Source organism: Trinickia camelliae (assembly GCF_053525655.1).
Map to the genome: position 1 here is coordinate 110,936 of NZ_JBCHAA010000023.1, position 11,838 is coordinate 122,773.

The following is an 11,838-nucleotide window of genomic DNA, read 5'->3' on the forward strand; positions in this document are numbered from 1 at the left end:
TTCGTTTCTTCCATCTGCAACACGCGTAGTTTTCAAGCGAAGCAAAAGGAGAATCATGAAAGCAATCGATCTATTGAAAGCGCTGGGCGTGGTCGTGTGTATTGCCGTGGCATCGAGCGCCTATGCTCAGTCGAGTGACGCCATGGCCGCTTCGGGCACGATGGCCGCACCGTCTGCGAAGGACGTCAAGAAGGCCAACCGTAAGCTTGGCCTTGCCGTGCGCAAAGCGTTGGCTCATGCACAAGGCTTCGACGTATCGAACGTCTTCGTGCGCGCGCGCGGCGGCGCGGTCACGCTGACCGGCACGGTGCCGGACAGCTCGCAGATCGGCCAAGCCGAAGAAGTCGCGAAGGGCGTGCCGGGTGTGACCTCGGTCTCGAACAAGATCACGCTTGGCGTGCAAGGCGGCGGCGGAGGCTGAGCCAGGCTGCACCTGAACGCAGAAGAAGGGGACGCATTGCGTCCCCTTTGCATTTCTCGCCCATCGCCGATCGCGGCGATTTTGTCTGAACAGACGCCGTCAAATTGAAGGCCATGCCTACGAGGCATGCAAGCCAGCCTAAAAAGTCTTTTCCCTTTGAGTAAGCAATCGTTAGATTAAGGCTCAAGGCGTCGATGAGCACGCTGACGGCTTATGCCGTTACCAAGGGCGCAATCGATACGCTCGCGCGGCACTTCGCGTCCACGCTCCGCGCGAAAGGCGTGCGCGTCGACGGCGGCTCCAAGCTCTGAGCAAGGAACGTCTGTTTGCAGGATCATGGAGTCAACTACCAGGAGTTCGACCATGTCAGACAACGACACCAAGACGACCCGGACCGTCAGGATTCCGGGCCCGGATCATCCGATTTCGATCGAGCGCAATCCGTCGCGCGTGGTGGTCACGCTGGCGGGGGCCGTGATCGCCGATACGCGCGACGCGCTGACGCTGTGTGAGGCGGCCTATCCGCCGGTCTTCTATATCCCGAGAAAGGACGTGGACATGGCGCTTCTGGAGCGCACCGCGCATGCCACCTACTGCCCATACAAAGGCGAATGCGCGTACTACTCGATTCCGTTAGGTGGCGAGCGCTCGGTGAACGCAGTGTGGACGTATGAGCACCCGTACGAAGCGGTTGCGGCGATCAAGGATCATGTGGCGTTCTATCCGGACCGCGTCGACGCGATTGTGGAGCACGCGGACTAGTCACTCATACCATCGCGGCGTGTACACCCACTCGCCGCGCCCATCGAGTCCGCCATGGCGCGCGAACGCGCGCGTCGTCGACGATCCGACGATCACCATCGTTCGCATGTCCACTTGCTCGGAGCGCAGTTCGCCGAGCGTCGTTGTCGTGAGCGCGGCGCCGGGGCGGCCGATGTCGCGTCCGAGCACGACCTTCGTCGCGGGCGACCGGTGTTCGCGCACGATGTCGAGCGCTTTATCGAGTTGCCATGGACGCGCCCGCGATATCGGGTTGTAGAACGCCATCACGAGATCGGCGATGGCCGCATGCCGCAGGCGCGTTTCGATGATCGACCACGGCTTCAGGTTGTCCGACAGCGACAGCATGCAGAAATCGTGGCCAAGCGGCGCGCCCGCCAGCGCGGCCGTTGCCATCGCGGCGGAGACGCCCGGCACGATCTCGAGCTCGACGGCTGCCCACTGCGCGTTGTCCGATGTGTCGAGCGCTTCGAGCACGGCCGCGGCCATCGCGAACACGCCCGGGTCGCCCGACGATACGACGACGACCGAACGTCCCGTACTTGCGAGCTCGAACGCATCGCGCGCGCGTTGCAGCTCTTGGCGGTTGTCGGTGCAGTGAAGGCGCTGGCCGGCGCGAAACGGGCCGGCCATTTTCACGTAGGTCTCGTAGCCGAGGATGTCGGCGGCTTGGTTCAAAGCGGCGCGCGCGGCGGGCGCCATCAGCGAGGCGTCGCCCGGGCCGAGGCCGATCACCGTCAGGCGGCCGCGTGCCTGGCCGATCGATTGGGGGTCGATGGGGGTGTTGTTGACTGCGAGTGCGATGTTCGGGGCCTGTGCTGCTAAGACCTCCAGCACGCGGTGCGGCGTGCGCATCGCGGAAGTGAACAGCGCTTGCGCGTCGCGCCGCGTACCCGTCGCCTCGTCGTGTGCTGCGAAACGGAGCGGCACGCTCAAGATTTCAGCTGCTCGTGCAAGCGCGGGGTCCGTCATGCGTTCCGCTGGCGCGAGAAGCGCGGCGAGCGAAAGCGGTGCGAGCCGATGAGCGTTCAATGCGTTGCGTACCTCTTCGACGATGCGCTCAGCTTCGCCATCGATGACGGCATCGCAATTGCCACCGTCAAGCGGCGAAGGCGCATTCGCCACCACCGCCGCCACGACACAACGCGGATGTATCACCAGTTGCTCGCTGCTGCCATCCCACGCCTGCGGGCTCACGCGTATGGCAAGCCGGGCCGATGGGGACAACGGCAAGCGCGCGTCGTCGAGCCAGGGCGCGTCGCCTTCGATGCGCGTGCTTTCCCCGGCGAGCAGGTCCGACACGAAGCGCTTGCCTTGTTCGAGACTCGATAGCGCGTAGCCGTCCGGCGGATTCAGTACGCACGTGCCGAAGCGCAGCTCGCCGCTCGTCGTGATCGCGGGCGCGACGGCGAGCGCCTCGCCGATCTCGCGCGCCATCACGTTGACGCCGGCCAAGCCGCCCAGGAGCGGCACGACGGCGCTGCCGTCCTCCGCGACGGCCAGTACCGGCGGCTCGGCGCCCTTGTTGGCGAGCAATGAAGCGAGCGCGCGGATCACGATGCCCGCCGCGCACAGCGCGACGATCGGCGTGCCGCGCGTGTAGAGATCGCGCAGGTGCGGACCGAGCGCTTCATATGCGATGTCGGCGCGCTCATCGTCCTCACCATCGCCGTCGCCGCTGACGACCCGACCCGCCAAGCCATGCACCTGCGCGCCGGGATAGCGCGCAGCGATGCGCCGCGCCGTGGCGAGCGCGCCGGGCCCGAGAATGACGATCGCCGGCTCGACCGCGGTTGCGTCGACGGAATTCATCCCTGCCATTTTTCCCCCGGCACGACGAGCAGCGAGAAATACGGCGACGCCATCGGATCGACTTCGGCAAGCGGCACGATGCGCTGGTTCGCCATCGTCGCGCGCTCCACATACAGCGCGCGTTCGGCGAGGCCGAGCGAATCGAGCACGCGGCGCACCTTGTCGAAATTGCGTCCGAGCTTCATCACGACGGCGGCGTCGGCATCGGCGAGACGCCGCGTCAATTCGTCTTCGGGCAGCACGCCCGAGAGCACCGAAAGCGTCTGATTCCGATAGACGAGCGGCGAGCCGAGCACAGCCGTGCCGCCGAGCATCGAGCAGACGCCTGGCACCACCTGCGTCTCGAAGCGCGCGGCGAGGCGGTCGTGCAGGTACATGTACGAGCCATAGAAGAACGGGTCGCCTTCGCAGATCACGGCCACGTCGCGGCCCGCATCGAGATGGCCAGCCACGACCTCGGCGGCTGTGTCGTAGAAATCGGCGATCACCGCTTCATACGAGAGCGGCGGTTCGAGCGCTTCGGTCGTCACCGGATAGACGAGCGGCAGGCGCGTTTGCGCGTCGCTCAAGTGCGTTTCGATGATGCTGAAGGCGTTGCCCTTCTTGCCCTTGGCGACGAAGTACGCGACGACCGGCGCGGCTTGCAGGAGCCGCAGCGCCTTCACGGTGATGAGCTCGGGGTCGCCGGGGCCGACGCCAAGGCCGAAGAGCCGGCCCGGCTGGGCGCCCGGCCTGGTTCGATCGATGAGCGCCATTTACTCGGCCTCCGATGCCAAAGCGTTGACCGCCGCCGCGACCATCGCGCTGCCGCCGCGCCGCCCAACGACCGCCACATAGGGCACGCCGCGGCTGTCTTCGGCGAGCATCGCCTTTGATTCCGCCGCGCCGACGAAGCCGACCGGGAACCCGAGGATCAGCGCGGGGCGCGGCGCGCCGGCGTCGATCATGTCGAGCAGATGAAAGAGCGCGGTGGGCGCGTTGCCGATCGCGACTACGCTGCCGGCCAGATGCGGCCGCCACAATTCGAGCGCTGCGGCCGAGCGCGTGTTGCCCAGCTCTTTCGCGAGCGAGGGCACGGATGCGTCGCCGAGCGTGCAGATCACGTCGTTGCCGGCAGGCAGGCGTGCGCGCGTGATGCCCTCGGCGACCATGCGCGCGTCGCACAGGATCGGCGCGCCATCGGCGAGCGCGCGGCGGCCGGCAGCGCCGGCGCCTGCGGAAAAGCGCAACGCGTCGACGATGTCGACCATCCCGCACGCATGGATCACGCGCACGGCGAGTTTTTCGAGGTCGGGGGGAATGCGCGCGAGGTCGGCCTCCGCGCGTATCGTCGCGAAGGATTGGCGATAGATCTCCTGACCGTCGCGGATGTAATCAAGCATCAATGGGGCTCCAGGGCTGCCGGCGCAAATGGGCGGCGGCCTCTTCGATGGTCATGTGGCGCGCGACGCACCGGCCGAAGCCGGGTTGCAACGGCAGGGCATCGCGCTGGTAGAGGTCGTAGCGGCCCGGCGCCACGGCGAGCAGGGTATGCGGCGCGCAGTGCGCGGCGGCGCAAGAGCGCGGGCAGCCGCTCAGATGCACTTCGACGCCTGCGGGCAGACTTGACGCGAGTTGCAAGGCGTCGGCCTTCGTGTCGGCGAGGCCCTTCGCGCAGCCGATCGAGCCTGTGCAGGCGATGAGGCGCGTCAGCGGATCGTCGGGGCTGCAGGCGAGACCGAGCGCGGTGAGCCGCTCGATTGCGGCTGTTACGTGGCGGCTCGGCACGTCGGGCAGCAGCACGCTTTGCCACGGCGTCATGCGCAGCGTCGCATTGCCGAGTTCTCGCGCAAGGGCGGCGAGGCCGCGCAGCGAGTCTGCGTTCAAGCGGCCGAGCGGCGGTTGGCCGCCCACGTGATAGAGGTCTTCCGTGCGTTGTCGATGCGCGCCGAGTCGCACGGAGGCGTCGGCAGGCGCGCGGCGCCATGCGTGGATGGACTCGCCGCGCAACAGCGGGAAATCGATGTGCGATTCGACCTGCCGCATCAATTCGTCGACGGAGCGAACGTCGAGCAGATCGCGCATGCGCGTCATGTCCGGCTCGGCGAGATCGAGGAACGTGTGCAGGAGCGCGGCGACCAGTGCAACGGCGTGTTGCGGCTCGACGGCTGCGAGTGCGGTGCAATTCGCGGTGCGATTCGCGTCGCCATTGCCCGCAATCGGTGGGCAGCCCGCAAGGCCGAATGCGAACAGTGGCGCTTCGACGTCTGCCGACGGCATCGCGGCGAGCCAGATATCGTGCGGATGGTCGAGCATCGCGAGGCGCTCGCCGCCGTCGAGCAGCAGCGCGAATTTCGCGGACAGCGCGTGAAGGCGCGTGTCGGTTCGCAGCCGTTCGAGGATCTCGTGCGCGAGAGGGGTCGTATCGATCAACGCCTGCGGATCGCGTCCGGCCGTCGGGCTGACCATGATGTTGCGGACGTCGTCGGCCGCGAGGCTCGTGGCCGATTGCGAAAGTGGATCCGTCGACCTGGACGCTTCCGATCGCCCATCGGGCCCGAGCCCCGCGTCGATCAACGCTTGCGTCAGCGCGCTTTCCTCGCCCGAGCGCACGCCGCGCAATTGCAGATTCGCCCGATTGGTGACTTCGATGACGCCCGAGGCGTAATGCTCGGCGGCATCCGCAAGCGCACCAGCCTGCTCGGCGCTCAACTCGCCGCACGGCAGCTTGATCCGGCAAATTCCGCCATCGAGCGCGGTCACGATGCGCGCGAGCCCGGGGCAGGCGGTGGGGCGCGGCGTGGTGGACGTCGTGACGGCAGGCATGGATCGATTCAAGAGGTGGCGCGGACTGGCGGCATTCACTTGCGGGGGCAGCCGCGGTTGCGCTGGGTTCCGTCTAAGCGCCCGCAAAGGGCATAAAAGGGCGCCAGCGAACGCTGTATTATGCCTTCTTTCCCCTTGGACAAATCCGCTGCGGCCCTCACCAGGCTTGCCGCAGGCGAATTGATCGCGATCGAAAGAAAGGATGGACAGATGCCGGCGTGGTTGACCGTGGTGGGCATGGGAGATGACGGTTTCGCCGGATTGGGGCGGGCGGCGCGGCGCGCGCTCGTCGAAGCGTCGGTGGTGTTCGGCGGCGAGCGGCATCTCGCGATGCTGCCCGCGCGTCTTGCCGCGCGGCGCGAAGCGTGGCCGCGTCCGTTCGATATCGCGCGCGTCCTCGAACATCGTCATGCGCCCGTCTGCGTGCTCGCGAGCGGAGACCCGATGCTGTTCGGCGTCGGCGCGACGCTCGCTCGCCAGTTGCCCGCATCAGAAATGCGCGTGCTGCCTGCGCCGTCGTCGCTGTCGCTCGCCGCGGCGCGTCTTGGCTGGCCGCTGCAGGATGTGGCGACGATCTCGCTGGTCGGCAGGCCGCTGACCGCGTTGAATGCGCAACTGAGGCATGGCGCGCGCTTGTTCGTATTGACTGCCGACGGCGAAACGCCCGGCGCCATAGCGGAGCTGGCAGCGGCGCGCGGCTTCGGGCCGAGCCGCATGGTCGTGCTGGAACACTTGGGCGGCGAGCAAGAGCGCATTACCGAAGCACGCGCCGATGAATGGCGCGATCGATGTACGCAAGCCGGGGCCGAACGAATCGCCGCGTTGAACCTCGTCGCCCTGGAATGCCGCGCCGCGACGGGCGCGTTGAACCTGCCGCTGACACCCGGCCTGCCTGACGACGCCTACCTCCACGACGGCCAACTGACCAAGCGCGACATCCGCGCCATTACGCTCGCGCGCTTGGCGCCGCGTCCCGACGAATTACTGTGGGACGTCGGCGCGGGCTGCGGTTCGATCGGCATCGAATGGATGCGCTCACACCCTTCGTGCCGCGCCGTGGCGATCGAAGCGAACGCCGAGCGGCAGCGTTTCATCGAACACAATCGCGACGCGCTCGGCGTTCCCGCCTTGCAACTCGTCGCGGGACGCGCGCCGGAAGCGCTCGACGGCTTGCCCGCGCCCGACGCGATCTTCATCGGCGGCGGCGTGACCGTGCCCGGCGTGCTCGATCTCTGCTGGCGGCGTCTCGCGAGCGGCGGACGTCTCGTCGCGAACGCAGTCACGCTGCAAAGCGAGGCGGTGCTCGTACAGTGGCGCGAGCAGCATGGCGGCACGCTCACACGACTCGCTGTCGCCGAGGCTCAACCGCTCGGCGGCTTCGACACCTGGCGGCCGGCGCTGCCGATCACGCTCCTCGACATCGTCAAGCCGCGCGACGAAACGTGATGCGCGACGAGACCCCCGAACAACCCGCGCCGCTCAGAAGCGGCTACACGACAGGCAGCTGCGCGACCGCGACGTCGCTCGCCGCCGCGCGCCTGCTGCTGGCCGGCATCGCGAGCGATGTCGCCGAGATCGTGCTGCCCAAGGGCCAGCACGTGCCGATGCCGTTGACCTTCTGTCGCCTGATCGACGAGGCTGCGGGCGCGGCGGGCGGCGCCGAAGCTGGCACGATCAAGGATGCTGGCGATGACCCCGACGTCACGCACGGCGCAGTCGTATTCGCGCGCGTGCGTCTGTCGCAGGAACCTGGCGTGCGTTTTCATGCGGGGCCCGGCGTCGGCACGGTCACGCGCGCGGGGCTGACGCTTGCCGTCGGCGAACCCGCGATCAACCCCGTGCCGCGCAAGATGATGACCGACCACCTCACCGCGCTCGCGGCCGAGCACGGCTACGCGGGCGGCTTCGAGGTGACGATCGGCGTCGAGGGCGGCGAGGCGCTCGCGTTGAAGACGATGAATCCGCGGCTTGGGATCGTCGGCGGCTTGTCGATCCTCGGCACGACCGGCATCGTGCGGCCGTTTTCGTGCTCGGCTTATATCGCGTCGATCCATCAAGGCATCGACGTGGCGCGCGCGAACGGCTATCGGCACATCGCGGCGTGCACGGGCAACGCGAGCGAAGACGCGATGCGCGCGCACTACGGCCTGCCCGATATCGCGTTGGTCGAGATGGGCGACTTCGCGGGCGCGGTGCTGAAGCACCTGCGCCGCGCCCCCGTCGACAAGCTCAGCATGTGCGGCGGCTTCGGCAAGCTGAGCAAGCTCGCGGCGGGGCACCTCGATTTGCACAGCAGTCATTCGAGCATCGACTTGGCGCAGCTTGCCGCGTGGGCGGCGGAGCACGGCGCGGGCGAGAAGTTGCAAGAGGCGATGCGCGCCGCTAATACCAGCCAGGAGGCGCTTGCGATCGCACGCAAGGAAGGCGTGCCGCTCGGCGACATCGTGTGCGCGCACGCGTTGCGCGTCGCGCGCCAGATCGTGCCGCCGGAAGTCGCCGTCGAGATGTTTGCGATCGATCGCCAAGGCAATATCGTCGGAGTCGCGCGATGACGATGTCGGCGACTCGCATCCTACTGCTCGGCGGCACCGGCGACGCGTTGAAGATCGCGCGGCAGCTTTCTCGCGAACACGTCTATAGCCTCGCTGGGCTTGGCAAGGTGCCTAACGATCTGGCGTGCGCGGTCCGCGTGGGCGGGTTCGGCGGAGTCGAAGGGCTCGCGCGCTATCTGCGCGACGAGGGCATCGGGCTCGTAGTCGACGCCACGCATCCATACGCGGCGCAAATCAGCGCGAACGCGGTGGCCGCAAGCCGCGTGGCCGGCATTCCGTGCTGGGCCGTGCGCCGTGCCGCGTGGGAGCCGCAAGCCGGCGACGACTGGCGCATGGTCGCCGATTGGGACGAGATCGTTGAGGCACTCACGCCGTTTGCGCGCCCGCTCTTCACGCTCGGCCGCGAACCGCTCGCGCATCTCGACGAGGTTCCCGCGCGTCAATTCTGGACCGTGCGCTGCCTCGACGCCCATCCGGGCAACGGGCGCTCGCGCGTGATCGACGCACGCGGGCCGTTCACCGAAGCGGGCGAGCGTGCGCTCTTCGATGAGCAGGCGATCGACGTCGTCGTCAGCAAGAACAGCGGCGGCGGCGCGACCGAAGCGAAGCTCGCCGTCGCGCGAGAGCGGGGGCTGCCGGTCGTAATGTTGCGGCGTCCGCCGCTGCCCCCAGCCGATCGCGAATTCGACAGTCCCGAGCGCGTGCTTGTCGCGATCGAGGCGTTGCTGCGATGACGCGGGCGTTGCCGCACTCACACTCACTCTCACTCTCACACGCAAGAACGCTCAAGCAATCACAGCACTTCACTGCATCACGGAGCTTTGCATGACGGTATTTTTCATCGGCGCGGGTCCTGGCGACCCCGAACTGATCACGGTAAAAGGGCAGCGTCTCGTGCGGACCTGCCCGGTGATCCTGTACGCGGGGTCGCTGGTGCCGCAGGCCGTGCTCGAGGGGCATTGCGCCGAGACCGTAGTGAACACGGCCGATCTCGATCTCGACGAGATCGTCGCGCTGCTCGATGACGCGCACCGTAAAGGTCAAGACGTCGCGCGCGTGCATTCGGGCGACCCATCGCTCTACGGCGCGATCGGCGAGCAGATCCGTCGCCTGCGCGAGTTGAACATTCCCTACGAGATCGTGCCGGGCGTGACGGCGACGGCTGCCTGTGCGGCCGCGCTCGGCTGCGAGCTGACGCTACCCGACATCGCGCAGACGCTGATCCTCACGCGCTACGCAACCAAGACCACGATGCCCGAAGGCGAGCAGCTCGCCGATCTGGCGCGTCATCGCGCGACGATGGCGATCCACCTCGGCGTGCGGCACCTTGCGCGCATCGTCGACGAACTGCAGCCGCACTACGGCGCCGATTGCCCGATCGCCGTGATCTACCGCGCGAGCTGGCCCGACGAAGAACGCGTGACGGGCACGCTCGCCGACATCGTCGGCAAGGTGCAGTCGACGAATATCGAGCGCACCGCGCTGATTCTGGTCGGACGCGTGCTGGCGGCGGAGGGGTTCAGTGAATCGACGCTGTATGCGAAGGCGAGCAATTGACGCTCGCCGCTAGCGGTGGTTAGAGCTTTTGCGCTTGCGCCAGCGTCAAAATCCGCGTCCATCGATCCGCATCGCGCTTGTTCGACATCGGCAGCTTCCACTCGGCGCGGACCTTGTCGCGTACTTTCACGATCAGATACCAGCGCCCGTCCATATCCGTCGCGGCGCAATCGTGCAGATCGGTGAGCGTGTATTCACCTTCGGCGCCATCGACCGATAGCCACAGCAGCCCCTTCGTCGCCGACACGCGGATGCCGCCCCACGTTTGCACGAGTGCGTGCGTCCAGTCGCCTTCCTTCGTGTTCGGCGCGATCTCGCGGCGGCGCTGAATCCAGCGGGCCACGAGCGCGATCACCACCAGCGCGACGACGATCGAAATGCCGATGGCGGCGGGCTCGCCCAGGCGGGCCGCGACGAAGTCGAACGCATACACCGCGCCGACTACCAGCGCGCCCAAAACCAGCAAAGCAATGATGATAGGCATCTAGGCCTCTTATTGGTTCGATCACAACCGAAACGGACGACGCCGGCGCGGTCGGCATCGTCGTTCCTGCGCCTCCCTGTCGATCGCGCGCGAACGCGGATCGACTGACGCTTGTTTGCTGCTGCTGCGTTACTTGCTGATTCGATGCACGTCGTGCGTGACGAAGCCCGCGTCGTTATCCGGCAACTCGAGCCATGAGTCGTGCTCGAGCGTCTTGCGGATATCGGCGAGACCGGCCGACCAGTGGCTGCGCATCGTCGATGCACCGAACTGGTAGTCCTTGTAGTCGTGCTCGAATTTCTGCTGCTGATAGATCAAGTGCAGCACGTTGTAGCGCTTGCCGCATGACAGGTCTTCCGCGAGCTTGCACCACGCGTCTTCCTTGCGGACGTTCTCCGGCACCTTGTCGAGCACTTCGCGCAGCACATTGCGATAGCGCTGCTCGCGCTGAAGGATGTCGGTGACGAGACGCGTGCGGCTCGAATACTGAATGTCCTTCACGCGCTCGGCGACATCGTTCAGGCTTTCCGGCACCGGCCCGCGCGCGCTCCACAAGTCGACTTGGAACGCGAGCGTGTCGTGGCGCGGCGTTGCGTTCAGCACTTCGCGCAACGGCGTGTTCGACACGACGCCGCCGTCCCAGTAGAACTGGCCGTCGATCTCCGTCGGCGCGAACGCCGGCGGCAGCGCGCCCGACGCGATGAAGTGCTCCGCGCGCAACTTGATGCGCGAGTTGTCGAAGTACGCGAAGTTGCCCGAGGCGACGTTGACCGCGCCAACCGATACGCGCGTTTCGCCGGAGTTGATCCGGTCGAAGTCGCAGAGCCGTTCGAGCGTCGCTTTGAGCGGAGCGGTGTCGTACCAGCTCGCCGTATCGGGACCGCTCGACACCCACGGCACCGGCGTCGGCTTGCGCGGCTGGAAGAAGCCGTTTTGCCCCTGCCAGATGGCGCTCGCCGCCTGGAACGCGGTGAGCATCTGGCGCGTCACCTCGCTGCCGTTGAACAGCGCGTGTTCGAAGGCGTGCGGCAGCGGCAGCGTGGCGGCGGGTTTGCAGATCGTGTCCCAGAACTCATGCAGACGCGAGACGCGATGCTCGGGCGCGTTGCCCGCGATGATCGCGGTGTTCAACGCGCCGATCGAAATGCCGGCGATCCAGTTCAGCGGGATGCCGGCGTCGTGCAGACCCTCGAACACGCCGGCCTGATAGGCGCCGAGCGCGCCCCCGCCCTGCAGCACGAGCGCCACCGTTTCATACGGCAGGTGGCGTTCGCGCCGCTCGTGATGCGGATGCGCGTGCGGGACGGCACCCGTCTCGACGTTGACGCCGGACGGGTCGGTAGCCTGCCTTTCTGTTTTGGCGTGCGGCTTCATTGCATGAACCAGCCGTGGCTGACGATGAACGACTGGCCGGTGAGCGCCGCGCT

The 11,838-nt window shown here is 67.1% G+C and carries 12 protein-coding genes; 6 read left to right on the plus strand and 6 right to left on the minus strand.

Features of this window, described 5'->3' with window-relative positions; all coding sequences use genetic code 11:
- The first annotated feature begins 55 nt into the window (after positions 1 to 55).
- Positions 56 to 421: a BON domain-containing protein gene (locus AAHK20_RS30305; protein WP_449185192.1), complete on the plus strand. Its 366-nt coding sequence runs from the start codon at positions 56 to 58 to the stop codon at positions 419 to 421.
- A 363-nt stretch (positions 422 to 784) separates the two neighbouring features.
- Positions 785 to 1,183, plus strand: coding sequence for a DUF427 domain-containing protein (locus tag AAHK20_RS30310; RefSeq protein WP_449185193.1), 399 nt, complete (start codon positions 785 to 787; stop codon positions 1,181 to 1,183).
- Here the strand turns inward: AAHK20_RS30310 and cobJ are convergent, their stop codons facing one another.
- Genes cobJ through cobG form a run of 4 tightly spaced genes read right to left on the minus strand, consistent with a single transcriptional unit; the run spans position 1,184 to position 5,830 of the window.
- Complete coding sequence (cobJ, locus tag AAHK20_RS30315) at positions 1,184 to 3,013, minus strand: precorrin-3B C(17)-methyltransferase (RefSeq protein WP_449185194.1); 1,830 nt, start codon at positions 3,011 to 3,013, stop codon at positions 1,184 to 1,186. It lies immediately after the preceding gene.
- Positions 3,010 to 3,768 (minus strand): precorrin-2 C(20)-methyltransferase, encoded by a 759-nt coding sequence (locus AAHK20_RS30320; protein ID WP_449185195.1) that lies wholly within the window; start codon positions 3,766 to 3,768, stop codon positions 3,010 to 3,012. The genes cobJ and AAHK20_RS30320 overlap by 4 nt, the downstream gene beginning before the upstream one ends.
- The gene (locus AAHK20_RS30325; RefSeq protein ID WP_449185196.1) at positions 3,769 to 4,395 is read right to left on the minus strand and encodes a precorrin-8X methylmutase; all 627 of its coding nucleotides are present in this window, start codon (positions 4,393 to 4,395) and stop codon (positions 3,769 to 3,771) included. It lies immediately after the preceding gene.
- The gene (gene cobG, locus AAHK20_RS30330; protein ID WP_449185197.1) at positions 4,388 to 5,830 is read right to left on the minus strand and encodes a precorrin-3B synthase; all 1,443 of its coding nucleotides are present in this window, start codon (positions 5,828 to 5,830) and stop codon (positions 4,388 to 4,390) included. The genes AAHK20_RS30325 and cobG overlap by 8 nt, the downstream gene beginning before the upstream one ends.
- 198 nt (positions 5,831 to 6,028) lie before the next feature.
- Between cobG and cbiE the strand changes: the two genes are divergently transcribed.
- From cbiE to cobM, 4 genes are all read left to right on the plus strand, one after another.
- Positions 6,029 to 7,264 carry a precorrin-6y C5,15-methyltransferase (decarboxylating) subunit CbiE gene (gene cbiE, locus AAHK20_RS30335; RefSeq protein ID WP_449185198.1) on the plus strand — a complete coding sequence of 412 codons (1,236 nt, stop codon included), beginning with the start codon at positions 6,029 to 6,031 and terminating at the stop codon, positions 7,262 to 7,264.
- Positions 7,264 to 8,370, plus strand: a complete 1,107-nt coding sequence (locus AAHK20_RS30340; protein WP_449185199.1) for a cobalt-precorrin-5B (C(1))-methyltransferase — start codon at positions 7,264 to 7,266, stop codon at positions 8,368 to 8,370. Before cbiE ends, AAHK20_RS30340 begins: the two co-directional genes overlap by 1 nt.
- Before the next feature lie 2 nt (positions 8,371 to 8,372).
- Entirely contained in the window at positions 8,373 to 9,104 is a 732-nt protein-coding gene (locus tag AAHK20_RS30345; RefSeq protein ID WP_449185206.1) for a cobalt-precorrin-6A reductase, read from the plus strand.
- A gap of 91 nt (positions 9,105 to 9,195) precedes the next feature.
- Complete coding sequence (cobM, locus tag AAHK20_RS30350) at positions 9,196 to 9,927, plus strand: precorrin-4 C(11)-methyltransferase (RefSeq protein WP_449185200.1); 732 nt, start codon at positions 9,196 to 9,198, stop codon at positions 9,925 to 9,927.
- 19 nt (positions 9,928 to 9,946) lie between these two features.
- On the opposite strand, the gene AAHK20_RS30355 is transcribed toward cobM, so the two are convergent.
- Both AAHK20_RS30355 and AAHK20_RS30360 read right to left on the minus strand, forming a co-directional pair.
- Positions 9,947 to 10,411 (minus strand): signal peptide protein, encoded by a 465-nt coding sequence (locus AAHK20_RS30355; RefSeq protein ID WP_449185201.1) that lies wholly within the window; start codon positions 10,409 to 10,411, stop codon positions 9,947 to 9,949.
- Between the two features lie 129 nt (positions 10,412 to 10,540).
- Positions 10,541 to 11,785, minus strand: a complete 1,245-nt coding sequence (locus AAHK20_RS30360) for a DUF3734 domain-containing protein (protein ID WP_449185207.1) — start codon at positions 11,783 to 11,785, stop codon at positions 10,541 to 10,543.
- Positions 11,786 to 11,838: the final 53 nt, after the last annotated feature.